We start from the raw sequence: 18,254 nt of genomic DNA on the forward strand, positions 1-18,254 counted from the left end.
GAAGTTAGCATTGCATAAGCTAACTTGTACAGAGCCACGGGCGCCCTCAGCGGATGGCCCAGGCCACCCTCGCCGTGGGTCAGACCAGGGGACGACCGGTGCGCACGCGCCAGTCGATATCGTGGAGCAGGTAGTTGAAGGGGAATTGCCGGATGAAGCGCGGCAACATGTTGTTCACCCGTCCGAGCGCGGCCATCACCTGGTTGAACCGACGCTGTCTATCCTCGTCCCACGGCAGGCCCATCTCTTCGCGGAACCGTGGCGGCAGGAAACCGGTGGTGATGAACAGGTTGATCGCGTCGGTCCACTTCTGCAGCCAGGCCGGCGCCTTCACGTCACCGATGCGGCCGGCGGCGATGGGCCAGAGGTACTCCCGTACCGCCTCGTCGATGTGGACCTTCTCGAGTGACTGCTGCCAGTACTCGTCGAAAGCCTTGCGGTCGGCGGGCCACATCTCGGGCGGGACCTGCAGGGTGGTGCCCAGTGCCATGCCGTCCCTGTAGTGCCGGTCGGCGGTGGCGTCGTCCATCTCACCGACGAAGATCCGATAGACGTCGACGAAGCCCTTGTACAGGCAGGCGGCCACCCAAAGCTGCAGGTCCTTGTCGAACGCGTTGTAGGACACCGGGTCCCCGGGTTTGGAGTAGACCTCGGCATGTGACCTGTTGACCGCGCGGCGGTAGGTCGCCTTCTGCTCCTCGGTGCCGGCCAAGGCGACGGCGAGGTAGGTGAAGGTGGTCCTTGCCCGCTTGATGGGATGACGATCCGCGCGCCCGCTTTCGACGCGGCTGTCCTTGACGCCGTAGCCGACGCCCGGCCGGGCGAGTTCCATGATCACGTTCGCCGCGCCGGAGAGCAGCCCGATGCCCAGCATGGCGTCGTTGGATGAGGCCATCCGGCGCGGTGGCCGCCGCCCACCGTCCAGGGCGGGGTCGTTCAGCGGACGTGCGACATGGTCGATCGGCTCGGAGACCGTCATTGGCCACCCCTAACGAAATCAGGAAACGCTTGTTTCCTGATCTTGCCGCGGCCTCCGGACAGGTGTCAAGATGGCGTCATGGCACAGGTCCGGCCGTATCGCGGCGTCGACGCCGCCGAACGCCGGGCAGAACGCAGGCGCCGACTGCTCGACGCGGGGCTCGACCTGCTCGGCGCCGGCGACCGGGACCCGGCCGAACTGACCGTGCGGGCGATCTGCGCTCGCGCCGGACTCGGCGTTCGCTACTTCTACGAGAGCTTCACCGAAAAAGACGACTTCGTCGCGGCGGTATTCGACAGCGTGGTGGCCGAGATCGCCGCGACCACGCAAGCCGCCGTCGCCTCCGCCCCGGCCGACGAACAGGCCCGCGCCGGCATGGCCAATGTCGTGCGCGCCATCGCCGTCGATGCCCGGGTCGGCCGCCTCCTGTTCAGCGTCGAGCTGTCCAACACGGTGATCGTCCGCAAACGCGCGGAGTCCACGGCGTTGTTCGCCGCCCTGCTGCTGCAGCATGCGGGCTCGCTCGGCGCTCAGGACAACGCCCTGACCAAGGCGACGGCGCATTTCGCCGTGGGCGGCGTCGGCCAGACCATCAGCGCCTGGTTGTCGGGCGACCTCACCCTGGACGACGAACAAGTCATCGACCTGCTCGCCGCGAAGCTCGACGTGCTCGCGACCCCGCCGACCCCCGGCGGTTAGGCCGTCACCCGTGGGCGGCGGTCGGCCGCGGTCTTGGGCGCCGTCTGCGTGTCGGCCTCGGTGAACTCCTTCGTCCAGCACGCGAACTCGAGAGTGATGCCGTCGGGGTCGTGGAAGTAGAACGAGCGCACGTACACGCCGGGGTGCACCGAAGGCGACACCTGCGCCGGGCTCTCGTCGTGGTTGAGCACAGGACCGACGCGCACGCCCTTGCCCTTGAGCCGCTGCCGGTACTCGTCGAACTTCTCCGCGGGCACGTGGAACGCCAGGTGGTTCATGGTGCTGACGGCGCTCACGATGTCGCCGATGCCGGGGATGGCCTCCGGCGAGGAGACCCCCGGGACCCGGTCCGGCGCGTCGGCGAACCAGAAGAACGCCACACAGTCGCCGTTGCCCGCGTCGAAGAAGAAGTGCTGACCCATGCCGCCGGGCAGGTCGAGCGACTTGATCAGCGGCATGCCGAGGATGTTGCTGTAGAAGTCGACGGTCTTGGCCATGTCCGAGCAGACCAGTGCGACGTGGTTGATACCGCCGAGCTCGAATTCGGGGTTCGGGTTGTCGGGTCGGATCATTCGACGCCTCCTCGCGCGAAACTCTGGCCAAGGCCGCAAACTGAATCTAACATCAGGTTCAGTTACGATCAATGGTCGAGGAGAGGCCCGTGACCCTGAGCCCTCGTGCCCCGCTGCCGACCGTTCGGGGCAGGCAGACCCAAGCCGCCATCGACGCCGCCGCGCGGGCGGTGATAGCTCGCAAAGGCATTTTGGCGACGACGATCTCGGATATCGCCGCCGAGGCGGGCCGGTCGACGGCCTCGTTCTACAACTATTACGACTCCAAAGAGGCGATGGTGCGCGAGTGGGCCGTGCGGTTCCGCGACGAGGCCCGCGAACGCGCCCGCGCCGCCGCTGAGCCCGGCCTGTCGGACTGGGAACGGTCCTACCAGGCCGCGGCCGCGCACTGGCACACCTACCGCAACCGACTCGCCGAGATCATCAGCGTGTCCCAGCTGGCGATGGTCAACGACGACTTCGCCGACTACTGGAACGACATCTGCGCATTGCCGATCTCGATGATCACCAGAACGGTCGAACAAGCTCAGCGACAAGGGTTCTGCGACGGTGACGATCCGCACTTGATCGCGGTGGCCCTCGTCGCGATGCTGAACCAGTTCTGTTACCAGCAGCTCTCCGGCGACCGGGCCGAATCCGCCGACGACGACGCGTGCGTGAGGACCCTGGCGACCGTCTTCTTTCGCACCGTCTACCACCGGGCCGCGGCATGACCAGACCTTCTGCCGGAAGCGGCGCGGCGGGCGTCATCCGCGAGTTCGTCGGCCTCGACTCTCCCACCGCCCGCCGGGCGGGTGCGGGCGGGCACCCGTGCCAGGGCCTCTACCACCGCTGGACGGGTCGCAGGCCGCGGGTTGCCGTGATCGCGACGCACTACCAGATCGACTTCTCCGAGCATTATCTCGCCGACTACATGGCCACCCGCGGGATCGGGTTCCTCGGGTGGAACACCCGCTATCGCGGCTTCGAGAGCAGTTTCCTGCTCGACCACGCGCTGGTCGACATCGGCGTCGGGGTGCGCTGGCTGCGCGACGTTCAGGGCGTGGACCACGTTGTGCTGCTAGGCAATTCGGGAGGCGGGTCGTTGATGGCGGCCTATCAGGCGCAGGCTGTCGACCCGCATGTGACCCCCCTAACGGGGATGCGGCCTGCGGCCGGGTTGGATGATCTGCCGCCTGCCGACGGCTACATCGCCACGGCCGCGCATCCGGGCAGGCCCGACGTCCTCACCGCGTGGATGGACGGCGCCGTTGTCGATGAGAACGACGCTGTCGCAACCGATCCCGAACTCGACCTGTTCAGCGGTCAGAACGGTCCGCCGTTCTCGCTGGAGTTCGTACAGCGTTACCGTGCCGCACAAGTCGCTCGCAACGACGCGATCACCGACTGGGCCGAAGCCGAACTCGTGCGCGTGCGCGCCGCCGGCTTCTCCGACCGCCCCTTCACGGTGCTGCGCACATGGGCCGATCCACGCATGGTGGACCCCACCATCGAGCCGACGAAGCGCCCGGCGAACATGTGCTACGCCGGAATCCCGTTGAAGGCCAACCGATCCGCGCGCGGTATCGCCGCGGCCACCACGGTGCGTAATTGGCTGGGCATGTGGAGCCTGCGGCACGCCCAGACCCGCGCCGAACCGCACCTGGCGCGGATCACCTGCCCCGCCCTGGTGATCAACGCCGACCAGGACACCGGTGTCTACCCGTCGGACGCAAGGCGCATCTTCGACGCGCTGGCCGGCGACGACAAATCGCGTACGGCCGTCGACACCGACCACTACTTCAACACCCCGGGCGCACGGACCGAACAGGCTGACATCATCACCAAGTGGATCGCGAAACGGTGGCGTTGACCGGCGACTCTTCGCGCGAGCGCTCATCGTTGCGAGTCCTCGCCCACTTCGTCCCCGGTGACAAGGTGACTTCGTTTCTCGCGCCGGAGGCGGACTGGCTCGACGTGCGCTACTGCCCTACCGACGACGATGACGCCTTCTACCGCGAACTGGCCGAGGCGGAGGTGATCTGGCATGTGCTGCGGCCTCTTTCGGCCGACGATCTCGCCCGTGCGCCGCGTTGCCGCCTGGTCCACAAGATGGGCGCGGGTGTGAACACCATCGACGTCGGTGCCGCGACCGATCTCGGTATCGCCGTCGCCAACATGCCCGGCGCCAACGCGCCCTCGGTCGCCGAGGGCACCGTGCTGCTGATGCTGGCCGCACTGCGCCGACTGCCCGAACTGGACCGTGCCACCCGCGAGGGCAGGGGGTGGCCCTCGGACCCGAGCCTCGGCGAGACGGTGCGCGACATCGGCGGCTGCACGGTGGGACTGGTCGGCTACGGCAACATCGCCAAGACCGTCGAAACCATGGTCTCGGCGATGGGGGCACGGGTGCTGCACACCAGCACCGGCGACGACGGCCATCCGCACTGGCGGCCACTGGAAAGCCTGCTGGCCGAGAGCGACATCGTCTCGCTGCATGTGCCGCTGACCGAAGACACTGCGGGCCTGCTCGGCCACGCCGCGTTCGCGCGCATGAAGCCCGACGCGGTGCTGGTCAACACCAGTCGGGGTCCGATCGTCGACGAGTCGGCCCTGTTCGACGCGCTGCGCAGCGGCCGCCTCGCCGCCGCGGGTCTCGACGTGTTCACCACCGAACCGGTGGCGGACGACAATCCGCTGCTCGCGCTCGACAACGTGGTGCTCACCCCGCACGTGACCTGGTACACCGCCGACACGATGCGGCGCTACCTGCAACACGCGGTGGACAACTGCCGGCGACTGCGGGACGGCCGTGCCTTGGCCAACGTCGTGAACGGTATCGTGGGTCCCAACCGACCGGTTAATAGGGACGATCCGTCACAGTGAGGTGCAGGCATGCCCATCGCCATCAACCCTGAGCACAACGACCTCGCCGACTCGGTACGGTCCTTCGTCGCGCGCGTCGCGCCGTCCGAGGTGCTGCACGAGGCGCTGGAGACCCCGATCCCCAACCCGCCGCCGTTCTGGAAGGCCGCCGCCGAGCAGGGCCTGCAAGGCGTGCATCTCGCCGAATCGGTTGGGGGGCAGGGGTTCGGCATCCTCGAACTGGCGATCGTGGCGGCCGAGTTCGGCTACGGTGCGGTCCCCGGTCCGTTCGTCCCCTCGGCGATCGCCAGCGCGCTCATCGCAGCCCACGATCCCGATGCCAAGGTACTGAGCGATCTGGCCAGCGGCGACACCATCGCCACGTACGCCATCGACTCCTCCCTCACCGCCACCCGGCACGGTGAAGGCGACGACGCCGCGCTGGTCATCCGCGGCGAGGTGCGCGCCGTGCCCGTCGCCGAGCAGGCATCGCTGCTGGTGCTGCCCGTCGCCATCGAGAGCGGCGAGGAATGGGTGGTGCTCGACGCCGACCAACTGGAGATCGAACCCGTCAAGAGCCTCGACCCGCTACGGCCGGTGGCCCACGTGCGCGCCAACGCCGTCGAGGTCACCGACGACCGCGTGCTGCGCGACCTCAGTCGCCCCCTGGCCCGAGCGCTGATCACGACGCTGTTGTCGGCGGAGTGCATCGGCGTCGCCCGCTGGGCCACCGACACCGCGTCGGCCTACGCCAAGATCCGCGAACAGTTCGGCAGACCGATCGGCCAGTTCCAGGCCATCAAGCACAAGTGCGCGTCGATGATCGCCGACACGGAGCGCGCGACCGCCGCGGTGTGGGACGCGGTCCGCGCGATCGACGAGTATCGCGAGAGTGGCTCGGACGAAAGCGCTTTCGAGTTCGCCGCCGCCGTGGCCGCGACATTGGCCCCGGAAGCCGCCCAGCACTGCGCGCAGGACTGCATCCAGGTGCACGGTGGTATCGGGTTCACCTGGGAGCACGACACCAACGTCTACTACCGGCGGGCGCTGGTGCTCGCCGCCGGCTTCGGCAGGCATGCCGACTACCCGCAGCAGGTCGTCGACGTCGCCACCAGCACCGGCATGCGCAAGCTCAACATCGACCTGGACCCCGACACGGAGAAGCTGCGCGACGAGATCCGCGCCGAAGTCTCAGCGCTGAAGGACATTCCGCGCGAGGAGCGCAACGCCGCCATCGCCGAGGGTGGATGGGTGCAGCCGCACCTGCCTGCGCCGTGGGGCCGCGCGGCGGGGCCCGTCGAGCAGATCATCATCGCCCAGGAGTTCGAGTCCGGCCGCGTCAAGCGCCCGCAGATGGGGATCGCGGCCTGGATCATCCCCTCGATCGTCGCGTTCGGCACCGAGGACCAACAGCAGCGCTTCCTGCCGCCGACGTTCCGCGGCGAGATGATCTGGTGCCAGCTGTTCTCCGAGCCCGGTGCCGGTTCGGATCTTGCCAGCCTGACCACCAAGGCCACCAAGGTCGACGGCGGTTGGCGCATCACCGGCCAGAAGATCTGGACCACCGGGGCGCAGTTCTCCGAGTGGGGCGCGCTGCTGGCCCGGACCGACCCGAGCGCACCCAAACACAACGGCATCACCTACTTCCTGCTCGACATGAAAAGCGATGGCGTCGAAGTCAAACCGCTGCGTGAGCTCACCGGCAACGCAATGTTCAACACCGTGTTCATCGACGACGTGTTCGTGCCCGACGACCTGGTGCTCGGCGAGGTCAACCGCGGCTGGGAGGTCAGCCGCAACACGCTGACCAACGAGCGGGTGTCCATCGGCAGCAGCGAGCCGCCGTTCCTGGCCAACCTCAACGGCTTCGTCGACTTCATTCGCGATGGTCAGTTCGACCAGATCGAGCAGAACCACGCGGGCCGACTGATCGCGGAGGGACACGCCGCCAAGGTGCTCAACATGCGCTCGACACTGCTGACGCTGGCCGGTGGCGATCCGATGCCCGCCGCGGCGATCAGCAAGCTGCTGTCGATGAAAACCGGCCAGGGCTACGCGGAGTTCGCGGTGTCGTCGTTCGGCACCGACGGCCCGATCGCCGACCCCAAGGAGCTGCCGGGCATGTGGTCGGAGTTCCTGCTGGGCAGCCGCGCGACGACGATCTACGGCGGCACCACCGAGGTGCAGCTCAACATCATCGCCGAGCGCCTCCTGGGACTGCCGCGAGACCCGTAAAACCCCTTGCCACCGGGCGTATGCTCGGATCAACCGGTTGCAGACAAGCGTCTGGTGGTAGTCATGGGCAACCTCTCACATCGCGTGACGCGCATCGTCGTGGCCGCCGCCGTCGGGCTGAGTCTGCTGACCGCGCCATCCCTGCTGATCGACCGGTCGACGACCGGTGACGCCGCACCGTTTCAGGCCCGGCCCTGCTACCCCGGGGTCCTGCCCGGTAATCCGTGGGTGCCCTCGTGCAACTTCGGGCCGCGCGGACCCAAGGTGCGCGGCGGCGCGCCGGACCAGAGCGCCGTGATCGCGTGCCGCGACATTCCCGGCTGCCTGTCGTGGTACGTCAACGGGCCCTGGTGACGGGTTTGTCCGACCCCGAAGCGGGAACTGCGCATCCATGAGCAATCAGCGCGATGTCGAGAAACGGTTTAGTGACCCACCCACCACGCGCAAGGCGATCGGCTACGGAGCCGCGGTCATCGTGGTGGCCGGTGTCGCGTTCGTGCTGTTCGCCCTGATCGACAGGTCATCGGTTGCGCTGGCCGCATCGGTACCGGCAGTGCTGCTCATCGGAGGCATCGGCGCCATGGTGAAGGCGTTTCTCGCATGGCGGCAGGGCCGTTCGTGGTTCGCCTGGCAGGGAACGGGCTGGTTTCTGCTCACCCTGTTCCTGGTATGCCTGGCCGTGCCGTATGCGGCGGTCAGCGCCGTCGCCTAACTGTCGTCTCCGCCGACTTTTGCCTCATTGTCGTCTCCGCCGACTTCCGCCTCATTGTCGTCTCCGCCGACTTCCATCTCACGGAGTTCGCGCTTGAGGATCTTTCCCGTCGGGTTGCGGGGCAACTCGTCGATGAAGACCACCTCGCGCGGGACCTTGTAGCGCGCCAGGTTTTCGCGCACGTAATGCTTGATGTCGTCCTCGCCGATGGAGGCGCCTTCGGTCTTGACCACGAACGCCCGCAGCCGGTGGCCCCAATCCTTGTCCTCCACGCCGAGCGCGGTCGCCTCGACGACCTCGGGGTGGCCGCTGATGAGGTCCTCCACCTCGGCGGGGAAGACGTTCTCGCCCCCGGAGACGATCATCTCGTCGTCGCGGCCGCTGACGTAGAGCAGACCGTTCTCGTCGAAGTAGCCCACGTCGCCCGACGACATCAGCCCGTCGATGATCTGCTTGTGGCCGCCGCCGGTGTAGCCCTCGAACGGGAAGAAGTTGCCGACGAAGATCCGCCCGACCTCGCCTTGCGGCAGTTCGTTGCCGTCGTCGTCGAGGATCTTGACCTTGACGCCCTTGACCACGGGTCCGACCGTGGCGGGGTTGATCTGAAGATCCTGCGGCCGCGCGATCGTCGCGTACGCGATCTCGGTCGACCCGTACAGGTTGTAGACCACCGGACCGAGGGCCTTGAGCGTCCGTTGCGCCAACTCCGCACCCAACTGCGACCCGGATACGAACACGATCCGCAGCGACGACAAGTCGGGCTTGCGGTCCATGCCGTCGAGCGCGTCGAGCATGCGCGACAACATGACCGGCACCACCACGACCGCGGTCACCTTGTGCTTCTCGATGTCCTCGAGCACGGTGGTCGGCTTGAAACGGCGCCGCAGCACCAGCGTCGTGCCCAGCATCATCGCGATCGTGGCATGCAGGAAGCCCAACGCGTGGAACATCGGCGCAGGCAGCGACGTGATCTCCCCGCCCTTGAACGGCACGTGCGACAGCACACCGCCGATCGGAGCGAGGGTCGGTGGTGTACTCCTGTTGGCGCCCTTGGGGGTTCCGGTGGTGCCGCTGGTCAGGATGATGATCGAGGAGTGCTTCGTCGCCTTCGGCGCGGGTGTACCGGAGTGACGGTTGACGAAGTGCTCGAGCGTCTCATCGGTGCTGCCCGACGACTCGTCCTTATCGGGGTTGACGCCGAGAGCGCGCAGCTTGCCAAGCGGCGGATCGGCCTTCGACACCGCCTGGCAGTACTCGTCGTCGTAGACGATCAGCTTGGCGCCCTCGCGTTCAGACACCTCCTTGATCTGCGGACCGGAGAACTCACTGTTGAGCAGGATGATGCGGGCACCCGCCCGGGCAGCACCGTAGACCGCGACCAGGAACCAGCGGTGGTTGCGCGCCAAGATCGCCACCCCGTCACCGCCCTTGACGCCCTTCTCCAGCAGTCCATTAGCCGCGGCGTGCGCGGCGTCGTCGAGTTCCTTGAATGTCATCTCGCCGAAGTCGTCGATGACCGCGGTGCGGTTCGGGGTGCGGCGGGCGTTGAGCGCGGGGATCATGCCGAACTCACCCCAGCGCCGGATGTCGGCGACCATGGCGGCGATGTTCTGCGGCGGTTCGAGCTTGAACGCTCCGGCGCCGAACATCTTGGCGGCGTAGTGCAACTCCGCCGATCCGCGTTCGGCGAGCTGTTGGGCTTTGGCGACGGCCTGCGACGGGATATCGGTGAGCTTGACCATGAACCCACCATATGTGACCGGTGTCGCACCGCGGCCGGGAAACTACCATGTCTGCCATGGCCGCACCCCGGTATCTGGAGGTCGACGGCCGGCAGGTGCCCATCACGAATCCGGACAAGGTCGTCTTCGGTGAAGCCGGGATCACCAAAGCCGACCTGATGTCGTACTACCTCAGCGTCGCCGAGGGTGCGCTGCGCGGCGTGCGGGACAGGCCGATGATCCTCAAGCGGTTCGTCAAGGGCATCGCCGAAGAGGCGGTCTTCCAGAAGCGAGCGCCCGAGAAGCGCCCCGATTTCGTCGACGTCGCAGAACTGAAGTACGCCTCGGGCACCTCAGCCAAGGAGGCGGTGCTGCACGATGCCGCCGGAATCGTCTGGGCGGTGAACATGGGCTGTGTCGACCTCAACCCCCATCCGGTCCGCGCCGACGACCTCGCCCATCCGGACGAATTGCGGGTCGACCTCGACCCGATGCCGGGCGTGGCGTGGCCGCAGATCGTGGCGATCGCGATGGTGGCGCGTGAGGTGCTCGAAGAGCACGGGCTGACCGCCTGGCCGAAGACCTCGGGTTCGCGCGGTTTCCACATCTATGCCCGCATTCAACGGCGCTGGCCGTTCAAGTTCGTCCGACTGGCCGCCCAAGCGGTGGCCCGCGAGGTCGAACGGCGCTCCCCCGACCTGGCGACGGCGCGATGGTGGAAGGAGGAGCGCGAGGGCGTCTTCGTCGACTTCAACCAGAACGCATTCGACCGCACCGTCGCGTCGGCCTATTCGGTGCGCGCGACCCCCGACGCACGGGTCTCGACGCCGTTGTTCTGGCCCGAGGTGCCCGACTGCCGGCCCGAGCGGTTCACCATTGCCACCGTGCCCGAGCGATTCGCCGAACTCGGCGACCCGTGGGAGGGCATGGACGACACCGCGGGTTCGCTGGACCAGCTGCTCGACCTGGCTGACCGCCTCGGCCCAGCGGAGAGGGCGCCGCGCGGCGCGGCGAAGAAGGGCACGGGCCGGAGAACCTCGGCGAAGCCACTGATCGAGATAGCCCGCACCAAGACAAAGGACGAGGCGATGGCCGCACTCGACGAGTGGCGCCGACGTTACCCGTCGGTAGCCGAAAAGCTCGCGCCCGCAGATGTTCTCATTGACGGCATGCGGGGGCCCAGCTCGATCTGGTACCGCATCAGGATCAATCTGCAGCATGTACCCGAAGCCGAACGCCCGCGCCAGGAGCACTTGTTGGCCGACTACTCGCCCTGGGAGAACTACTCCGGGCCGCAGTGGATGCGGCGTGGTTGACGGGGTTTGCTGCACCCGGCGATTCCGCTTCCTTACCAAAGTATTAGCCGCTGCTCCCGGTTGCCTTAGATTGGCGCCCTACCTTGAGAGTCAAGTCGAGGTGCTCGAGGGGAGGCAGTGATGTACGGCAATCCGACATTCGACTGCGGTGGCGCCCAGATCCATGCGGTGTGCCGCCAGCTGGCCACGGTCGTGACCGTCGACGGAGTCGTCGACGACACGAACATCGACCCGGTGACCGCGCTGGCTCGCCGCTTCGTGCTCACCGAGAAGCCCTTCGTGCTGGACCTGAGCGGCGTGACTTCGCTGCCCGCACAATGCGTTTCGCTGCTGTACGACATCGACGAGAGCTGCTACCACGCCGACGTGGAGTGGTCGGTCGTGGCGAGCGAGCCTGCTTTGCGGGTACTGCGCACGTCGGGGGTGGACTTCCCGATCTGCGAATCGGTTCCCGACGCCCTGCACCACTTCGCCGAGACCATCGAGCAGCGTCGGCGGCTGCTGCCCTTGCTGACCAAGAAGTCGGCGTAACGGAAGGCCGGTCAAACAGTGCTACTCGATATTCGCTGGCTCGGATACCTCCTTGGCCGCCGCCATTTGGCGGTCAGGCGCGTACCCGCCGCTCACTGACCACAAGTCACCGGGTGCGCCTTAGGCGGCATCCATGACCACGGGGCGGCGAGGGCGGCCTCGCAGTACCGAGGCCCACGACGCGATTCTGGACGCCACCCGAGCGATTCTGGTTGAGAACGGCTATTCCGAGGTGTCGATGGACCGCGTCGCCATTCGCGCCGGCGTCGGCAAGCAGACCCTGTACCGACGCTGGCCCTCGAAGGCGCCACTGGTTGCCGAAGCCGTCATCGACGCCTACCAGGCCGGCGGCGGCCTGGCACTTCCCGACACCGGTGACCTCGCCGCCGACCTGAAGGCCTGGCTGAACGGCCACGCGAACGCACTCGCCACCGGCCAGCACTCCGCCTTGATCCGGGCGCTGGCCGCCGCCGCGGCCGAGGACGGCGGCGACGGTGAATTGCTGTACCGCCAGTTGACCGGTCCCCAGCACGACGCCGTGTTACAGCGCCTGCGCCACTGCGCACAGGCCGGCCGGATCCGGGCGGACGCCGATCTCGCTGCGGTGGCCGACGCGATCATCGGCACCATCCTGTACCGCGAGCTGACGCGGCCGGGCGCGTCTCCCCGGAGCGCGCCGTTCTCCCCCTTCGACGGTCTGGTCGACGTCCTGATCGGTGGATTATGCGGTGGATCGTCGACGGCATGAACGTGATCGGGTCTCGCCCCGACGGGTGGTGGCGGGACCGTGATCGCGCCATGGCGGGGCTGGTCAGGCGGCTCGAGCGGTGGAAGCCGGCGGAAGACGACGTCACGGTCGTGTTCGAACGCCCCGCATCACCACCCATCGAGTCGTCGGTCATCACCGTGACGCATGCGCCCAGGGCCAAGGCGAACGCGGCCGACGACGAGATCGTGCGGTTGGTGCGGAACGCCGATGATCCGGCAAGCCTCTGTGTGGTGAGCTCGGATCGCGACCTCGTCGACCGGGTCAGAGCGCTGGGCGCTGCGGTCCACCCGGCGCAGCGCCTGCGCCAGGTCATCGACCGACGCTAGCCAGGGCGGGCCGCCACTCCGGCGCGCGGCCGAGGTGCCGGAGCACCGTGTCGAGACCGTCCGCATCCTCCACGGGCGCCAGCGCGGGGGCGAACGGCGAATCCGGCGCATCGCGCACGTCGGTGTCCGGAACCGCGAGCGCCACCGGCAGCACGGCCGCCACGACATCGGCGGGCAGCTCGAACGGCACACCGATGCTGCGCGCGACGTCCCAGCCGTGCACGACATAGTCCACGAAGTGGAATCCGATCGCCATCGCGCCGGGAATAGTGGCGCCGGGACCGAATTCGGGCATGGCGAAGGTCGCTTCGAGCACCCCGTCGGCGGCGAACGCCTCGAGGACGGCACCGGCGGCCGCGGCGTAGGCTGCCGCCGGATCGGCGGCAACCTCATCGGCGACGGTGGCCGGATCCCACACCGCGAGGTCGGCCCCGGCCCCACGCGCCGCTGCGGCGAAACCATTGTGCTGCACGGTCATATGCGTCAGCAGGTCGCCCACGTTCCAGCCGGTACACGGTGTCGAACGGCCCAGGTCAGCCGCAGCGACCTGCGCGACGACGTCGATGGAGGCGGCGACGGCCGCCCGATGGAACCGCCTAAGGTCATTTTTCGTATGCATCTGACTATGATAGGCAAATGCCTATTATATGGCAACGCTTACACTTTCCCTCATGCCGCCGAAGTCGCGACGCCCCGACCTGGCCGCGATGCTGGTCCCGTTGATCCGTCGGCTCACCGCCGCCGAGGGTCCGGTGTTGTCCGCACATGGCCTTTCGATGTGGGGATACAGCGTGCTGTGCGCACTTGACGAGGCGCCGGTGCGTACGCAGGCCGCGCTGGCCCAGGCGATCGGCGCCGACAAGACCCGCATCATCGGAACCCTCGACGAACTGCAGGACAAGGGCTACATCGAGCGTCGCCCCGACCCGGCCGACCGACGGGTCCGCGTGCTCGCGATCACCGCGGCCGGCCGGGCACTCAAGGACGCCGCCCAGGACGAAATTCAACGCGGTGAGGAGCGTTGGCTGTCGGTGTTGTCGACCGATGAGCGACGGGTTTTTCTGCGCGCGCTGCACGAAATGGCGCGCGTCGACGACACCGGATGATCACGGGTTGGTGCGCACCGAGGTGTCCAAGGCCGTCACACGTCGGTGTCGGGTAGCACCCGGTTTATGTCGAGACAGTCAGAGCTGCAAGGGATTCCACGCACCGTGGGGAGCTGATTCGGTCCGCGGTTGTCGACTGCATCGCTGGGCGCGTCGATGCCGGGCAGGCAACCGGCGCTCCAGACACCCTCGGTCATGGAGTTCGGGCAGTTCTGCGCAACCGTCCAACCGGCCGGTTCAGCCGGTGCCGCAAGCACTCCGGCAGCGCCGGCGATGCCGACCACACCGACGAAACCGGCAGCGACGGTCTGCATCCGTGTCCTGGTCGATGTCCTCGTCGTCATTGTCGTCCTCCTCTTCAGCGCGGCCACCCAACGCCGGCAGGGCATTCGGGGCTGGGCTCTTCGACTCGGCGGCGCGATCCTGTGCACCGCTCGTGCACCCGGGCTCGAATCGAATGTCGAGCATCCACGATGCCGGACCCACTAGGTACCCGGGCGGGCTCGGGATACACCTCTGCGCAAAAGCGATCTGCGTCACAGAATGACCGGATCGACGACAGCCCATAGGGTCGAGGAGTGAATCGCCTCGATCGCTTCTTCGAGATCACGGCACGCGGGTCGACGATCGCCGCCGAACTGCGTGGCGGGCTGGTCACTTTCATCGCGATGGCCTACATCATCGTGCTGAATCCGGTGATTCTCGCGGGCGCAGATGACGTCGCGGGTAACCGGTTGCAGTTCGCCGAGGTGTCGGCGGTGACGGCGCTGGCGGCCGGCGTCATGACGATCGTGTTCGGCGTCGTCGCGCGGTTGCCGTTCGCGTTCGCTGCGGGCCTGGGCATCAACTCGTTCGTGGCGACCACGCTGGTCGGATCGCTGACGTGGCCCGAGGCGATGGGGCTTGTGGTGATCAACGGGCTGATCATCGTGCTGCTGGCCGCGACGGGCCTGCGCCGGCTGGTCTTCGACGCGGTGCCCATGCAGCTCAAGCTCGCCATCACCGCGGGTATCGGACTGTTCATCCTGTTCATCGGCCTGGTCGACGCCGGCTTCATCGGTGATACCGGCGTTCCCTCCCCGCCCGTCGGGCTCGGCACCGGCGGCGCCGGATCGATCAGCACCGTGCCCACTGCGGTTTTCGCGGTCACGCTTCTGCTGACCGGCATTCTGGTGGCGCGAAAAGTCAGGGGCGGCATTCTGATCGGGCTGGTCACCGGGACCGTGGTGGCCGTCGTCATCGAGGCGATATGGCATCTGGGGTCGGCGGTGGAGAGGCCTGGCGGCTGGAGCCTCTCGGTGCCGGCGCTGTCCGGTTCCCCGTTCGCCGTGCCCGATCTTTCGCTGGTCGGGGCCGTCAGCTTCGACAGCTTCGGGCGAATCGGCGCCATCGCCGCGACGATGTTCGTGTTCACGCTCGTGTTCGCGAACTTCTTCGACGCCATGGGCACGTTCACGGGTCTCTCGCGCGAGGCCGGCCTGGCCGACGACAGGGGCACCTTTCCGCGCCTGCGGTCGGCGCTCATCGTGGAGGGTGCCGGTGCTGCGGTCGGCGGTGCGGTGTCGGCGTCGTCGAACACCGTGTTCATCGAGTCCGGCGCCGGTATCGAGGAGGGCGCGCGCACCGGGCTGGCCAATCTGGTGACCGGCGGGCTGTTTCTGGCGGCGATGTTCATCTCGCCGCTGGCGTCCATCGTTCCCACCGAGGTGGCCGCGGCGGCGCTGGTGGTCGTCGGCGCAATGATGGTCTCCCACCTGCGCCACATCGAGATCTCCGAGTTCTCGGTCGCGCTGCCGGTGGTGCTCACCGTGGCCGTGATGCCGTTTTCCTATTCCATCGCCAACGGCATCGGCGTCGGCTTCATCACCTGGGTGGTGCTGCGCTCGGCAGCCGGGAGAGCCCGCGAGATCAGCCCCCTGCTGTGGGTGGTCGCCGCGGGCTTCCTGCTGTACTTCGCGCGGGGATGGATCGAGTCAGTGCTCGGAATCTAACGATCCGCCCGGTCCGCCTGCCGCTTCTCCTTCTCGGTGTCGGCAAGCCCCTCGATGCGGTCGGCCTGCGCGCGCTTGCTGGCGGCGTCGATCCGCTTGTCCTGCGCGTCGTCGAGCTTGTCCGTCGCCGCGGCCGCTGCGCTGCGCTCTACCGCGTCGATCTGACCCTGCTCCTGGCGTTTGGCGTCGTCGACGGCCTTCTTGCGCCTGTCGGCGACCTCGTCGGCCTGCTTCTTGTCCGAGGCGATGCGCTGCTCGGCGTCCTCGATGGCCTCCCGCTTGCGCTTCTGAGCCTCGTCGCGAGCCTTATCGGTCTCGCGGGTGGTCTCCTGGAAGGCTTCCTGCTTCTCCTTCAAGGCCTTCTCCTGGGTGGCCGCGAGTTCGGCCTCGGACGCCTTGACGTTCTCTCGCGCGGCCGCGTCGAGTGCGGCCGCGCGGCGCAACGCGTCGCTGCGCTCGACCAGCGTGGCACCGCGTTCGCGCACCGCCGAGTCCCCCAGCGCGGTGCCGACGGCCGTGTCGAGCAGCCCCAGCGAGCGCTCGTACCACAGCCGCGCCGGCGCCTCGGAATCCATCTGCGCGACGAACCGGTCCTCGATCAACCGCAACGGCAGCCGAGCGACCTGGTACTGAAACCGCAGTACCCGTAACGGAATTTCGGTGATACCCATGCGCAGCTCCTAGTCCGTCTTCATGTTCTCGGCCTGTCGCCGGATGCGCGCCGCCTCGGCGTGCGCGGTCGCCGACTCCTGCTCGGCCTGTCGGCGGTCCCGCAACGCGTCGGCCAGTTCCTCGTCGGCCGACTGGATCCCCTCGCGCTGCTCGGCCTTGGCCTCGGCCGCCTTGCGTTCGGCGTCGCGTTCGGCCTCGGCACGCTCTGTGGCGAGCTCGAGATGCGCTTCCTGCTCGGCGGCGCGTTTCTGCGCGGCCCGCTGCTCCTCAACGGTGCCTTTCTCGGCCGCGGCTTCGGCGTTGAGGGCCGTGCGCTCGCGGGCGCCTTCCAGCCTGGCCTCGGTAGCCTGTTCCCTCGCCTGTTCAACCTCGGCGTCGGCGGCGGCCTCGACGGTGTTGGCCTCCTTGCGTTGCTGCGCCTCGACCTGCTGCAACTGCCCCTCGGCGGTCAGCGAGTCGTTGCCGGTGACGGCGCCGAACACTTCCTTCGCCTTGCCCTTCACCGAGTCGAGCAGGCCTTCGCGGGCCTGATCGGCTTTGTCATGGTCGGTCATCGCATCTCCTCTCGACGGCATAGGTTCCACAAACGCGCCGGACCTAATCCTCTGTGGCCCGGCGCACAGCCACTCGCAGCGGTTCTGCGTCAATCGGTGGTGGCGCTGTGAATCCCCACGAGCCGGGGTAGCCGGTCGGTCCCCCGCCGACCGCTGACATCATGTGGGGGTGGCGGTCCGTGGTGCGCACCCGACGATCCCGGTCATCGCGCTGACCGGCTACCTCGGCGCAGGCAAGACCAGCCTGCTCAACCACGTGCTGCGTGCGCCCGGCGCCCGGATCGGCGTGGTGATCAACGACTTCGGCGAGCTCAACGTCGATGCGAGCCTGGTGACCGGGCAGGTGGATGAACCGGCGTCGATCGCGGGCGGCTGCATCTGCTGCCTGCCCGACGACGGCGGACTCGACGACGCGCTGGCCAAGCTCGCGGACCCGAAGCTGGCCCTGGACGCGATCATCGTGGAGGCCAGCGGGCTGGCCGATCCCATAGCGATCTCCCGCATCATCCGGTTCAGCGGCGTGGACCGGGTCCGGCTCGGCGGTGTCGTCGACGTCATCGATGCCGCAGCGCATTTCGACACCGTCGACGACGGCGGTGGCACGCCGCCGGCCCGGTATCGCGCGGCGTCGCTTGTGGTGGTGAACAAGCTCGACCAGATCCCACCGGACGCCCGCGAGCAGGTCATTGGCCGCATCGGCAAGCGGGTGCGCGAACGCAATCCGGATGTGCACCTCGTCGGTGCGGTCGGCGGCCGGGTGGACCCGGCGCTGCTGTACGACGTCTCCGAGGCCGCCGACGACGGCCAGTTGTCGTTTCGCGAGCTGCTGGTGGAGGGCCGGGACACCGCTGACGGGCATCCGCACGTGCACGCCGATGCCGTCACCGTGACCAGCGACGGTGGCGTCGACCCCGACGTCGTCATCGACCTCTGCGAACAGCCGCCCGCGGGGGTCTATCGAATGAAGGGCACCGTGGCGGTGCGCTACCGCGACCGGACCCGCGCATACGTCGTCAACGTGGTCGGCACGTCGGTGCATGTGGCGAACGCGCCGGAGAGATCGCGGGCCAACAGTCTGGTGGCGATCGGCACGCACTTCGACACCGGTGAGGTCCGTGCACGCGTCGAGGCGGCGCTGCGTCCGCACGACGGTCCCGCATCCGTCACGGGGGTACGGCGCCTGCAGCGCTACCGCCGGCTGAGCGTCTGAAGCCGCATAGGGTGAGC

Annotated in this window: 21 protein-coding genes; 14 read left to right on the forward strand and 7 right to left on the reverse strand. The window is 67.9% G+C overall.

All coding sequences use genetic code 11. The features are described from left to right. Positions 1 to 79: 79 nt before the first annotated feature. A complete protein-coding gene (locus K3G64_RS07270; protein ID WP_238890037.1) occupies positions 80 to 979 on the reverse strand; it encodes an oxygenase MpaB family protein in 900 nt (299 codons plus the stop codon). A 78-nt stretch (positions 980 to 1,057) separates the two neighbouring features. Here K3G64_RS07270 and K3G64_RS07275 point away from each other — a divergent pair, with 78 nt between their 5' ends. Next, entirely contained in the window at positions 1,058 to 1,678 is a 621-nt protein-coding gene (locus K3G64_RS07275; RefSeq protein ID WP_238890038.1) for a TetR/AcrR family transcriptional regulator, read from the forward strand. Here the strand turns inward: K3G64_RS07275 and K3G64_RS07280 are convergent. After that, positions 1,675 to 2,250, reverse strand: a complete 576-nt coding sequence (locus K3G64_RS07280) for a VOC family protein (protein ID WP_238890039.1) — start codon at positions 2,248 to 2,250, stop codon at positions 1,675 to 1,677. The genes K3G64_RS07275 and K3G64_RS07280 overlap by 4 nt on opposite strands. 89 nt (positions 2,251 to 2,339) lie before the next feature. Here K3G64_RS07280 and K3G64_RS07285 point away from each other — a divergent pair, with 89 nt between their 5' ends. The 6 genes from K3G64_RS07285 (at position 2,340) to K3G64_RS07310 (ending at position 8,041) form a co-directional block, all read left to right on the forward strand. Then, a complete protein-coding gene (locus K3G64_RS07285; protein WP_238890040.1) occupies positions 2,340 to 2,963 on the forward strand; it encodes a TetR/AcrR family transcriptional regulator in 624 nt (207 codons plus the stop codon). Further along, positions 2,960 to 4,102, forward strand: coding sequence for an alpha/beta hydrolase (locus tag K3G64_RS07290; protein WP_238890042.1), 1,143 nt, complete (start codon positions 2,960 to 2,962; stop codon positions 4,100 to 4,102). Before K3G64_RS07285 ends, K3G64_RS07290 begins: the two co-directional genes overlap by 4 nt. Beyond that, complete coding sequence (locus tag K3G64_RS07295) at positions 4,078 to 5,115, forward strand: 2-hydroxyacid dehydrogenase (protein WP_238890044.1); 1,038 nt, start codon at positions 4,078 to 4,080, stop codon at positions 5,113 to 5,115. Before K3G64_RS07290 ends, K3G64_RS07295 begins: the two co-directional genes overlap by 25 nt. A 9-nt stretch (positions 5,116 to 5,124) precedes the next feature. After that, positions 5,125 to 7,329, forward strand: a complete 2,205-nt coding sequence (locus tag K3G64_RS07300; RefSeq protein ID WP_238890046.1) for an acyl-CoA dehydrogenase — start codon at positions 5,125 to 5,127, stop codon at positions 7,327 to 7,329. Positions 7,330 to 7,392: 63 nt separating this feature from the next. Then, positions 7,393 to 7,683 (forward strand): hypothetical protein, encoded by a 291-nt coding sequence (locus K3G64_RS07305; RefSeq protein WP_238890048.1) that lies wholly within the window; start codon positions 7,393 to 7,395, stop codon positions 7,681 to 7,683. A 37-nt stretch (positions 7,684 to 7,720) separates the two neighbouring features. Further along, on the forward strand, positions 7,721 to 8,041 hold the full coding sequence (locus K3G64_RS07310) for a hypothetical protein (RefSeq protein ID WP_238890050.1): 321 nt from the start codon (positions 7,721 to 7,723) through the stop codon (positions 8,039 to 8,041). On the opposite strand, the gene fadD2 is transcribed toward K3G64_RS07310, so the two are convergent. Next, a complete protein-coding gene (gene fadD2 / locus K3G64_RS07315; protein ID WP_238890052.1) occupies positions 8,038 to 9,783 on the reverse strand; it encodes a long-chain-fatty-acid--CoA ligase FadD2 in 1,746 nt (581 codons plus the stop codon). The two genes, K3G64_RS07310 and fadD2, sit on opposite strands and share 4 nt — an antisense overlap. Positions 9,784 to 9,839: 56 nt before the next feature. Between fadD2 and K3G64_RS07320 the strand changes: the two genes are divergently transcribed. The 4 genes from K3G64_RS07320 to K3G64_RS07335 all read left to right on the forward strand — a co-directional run bounded on the left by K3G64_RS07320 (position 9,840) and on the right by K3G64_RS07335 (position 12,704). After that, positions 9,840 to 11,078 (forward strand): DNA polymerase domain-containing protein, encoded by a 1,239-nt coding sequence (locus tag K3G64_RS07320; RefSeq protein ID WP_238890054.1) that lies wholly within the window; start codon positions 9,840 to 9,842, stop codon positions 11,076 to 11,078. 120 nt (positions 11,079 to 11,198) lie between these two features. After that, entirely contained in the window at positions 11,199 to 11,609 is a 411-nt protein-coding gene (locus K3G64_RS07325; protein WP_238890056.1) for an STAS domain-containing protein, read from the forward strand. A gap of 133 nt (positions 11,610 to 11,742) precedes the next feature. Further along, positions 11,743 to 12,357, forward strand: a complete 615-nt coding sequence (locus tag K3G64_RS07330; RefSeq protein ID WP_238890057.1) for a TetR/AcrR family transcriptional regulator — start codon at positions 11,743 to 11,745, stop codon at positions 12,355 to 12,357. After that, entirely contained in the window at positions 12,333 to 12,704 is a 372-nt protein-coding gene (locus K3G64_RS07335; protein ID WP_238890058.1) for an NYN domain-containing protein, read from the forward strand. Before K3G64_RS07330 ends, K3G64_RS07335 begins: the two co-directional genes overlap by 25 nt. Here the strand turns inward: K3G64_RS07335 and K3G64_RS07340 are convergent. Continuing rightward, positions 12,688 to 13,323, reverse strand: coding sequence for a TIGR03086 family metal-binding protein (locus K3G64_RS07340; RefSeq protein WP_238890059.1), 636 nt, complete (start codon positions 13,321 to 13,323; stop codon positions 12,688 to 12,690). The genes K3G64_RS07335 and K3G64_RS07340 overlap by 17 nt on opposite strands. A 52-nt stretch (positions 13,324 to 13,375) precedes the next feature. Here K3G64_RS07340 and K3G64_RS07345 point away from each other — a divergent pair, with 52 nt between their 5' ends. After that, positions 13,376 to 13,810 carry a MarR family winged helix-turn-helix transcriptional regulator gene (locus K3G64_RS07345; RefSeq protein WP_238890060.1) on the forward strand — a complete coding sequence of 145 codons (435 nt, stop codon included), beginning with the start codon at positions 13,376 to 13,378 and terminating at the stop codon, positions 13,808 to 13,810. 35 nt (positions 13,811 to 13,845) lie between these two features. Here the strand turns inward: K3G64_RS07345 and K3G64_RS07350 are convergent, their stop codons facing one another. Further along, positions 13,846 to 14,154 (reverse strand): hypothetical protein, encoded by a 309-nt coding sequence (locus tag K3G64_RS07350; protein ID WP_238890062.1) that lies wholly within the window; start codon positions 14,152 to 14,154, stop codon positions 13,846 to 13,848. 234 nt (positions 14,155 to 14,388) lie between these two features. Here K3G64_RS07350 and K3G64_RS07355 point away from each other — a divergent pair, with 234 nt between their 5' ends. After that, positions 14,389 to 15,801: an NCS2 family permease gene (locus tag K3G64_RS07355; protein ID WP_238890063.1), complete on the forward strand. Its 1,413-nt coding sequence runs from the start codon at positions 14,389 to 14,391 to the stop codon at positions 15,799 to 15,801. Here K3G64_RS07355 and K3G64_RS07360 read toward each other — a convergent pair. Further along, complete coding sequence (locus K3G64_RS07360; protein WP_238890065.1) at positions 15,798 to 16,472, reverse strand: IF2 family translation initiation factor; 675 nt, start codon at positions 16,470 to 16,472, stop codon at positions 15,798 to 15,800. The genes K3G64_RS07355 and K3G64_RS07360 overlap by 4 nt on opposite strands. 9 nt (positions 16,473 to 16,481) lie before the next feature. Beyond that, positions 16,482 to 17,027 (reverse strand): CsbD family protein, encoded by a 546-nt coding sequence (locus K3G64_RS07365; RefSeq protein ID WP_238890067.1) that lies wholly within the window; start codon positions 17,025 to 17,027, stop codon positions 16,482 to 16,484. A gap of 169 nt (positions 17,028 to 17,196) precedes the next feature. Between K3G64_RS07365 and K3G64_RS07370 the strand changes: the two genes are divergently transcribed. Beyond that, entirely contained in the window at positions 17,197 to 18,237 is a 1,041-nt protein-coding gene (locus tag K3G64_RS07370; RefSeq protein WP_238890069.1) for a CobW family GTP-binding protein, read from the forward strand. The last annotated feature ends 17 nt before the right edge of the window (positions 18,238 to 18,254 follow it).

This window comes from Mycobacterium sp. IDR2000157661, from assembly GCF_022317005.1.
GTDB lineage: Bacteria > Actinomycetota > Actinomycetes > Mycobacteriales > Mycobacteriaceae > Mycobacterium.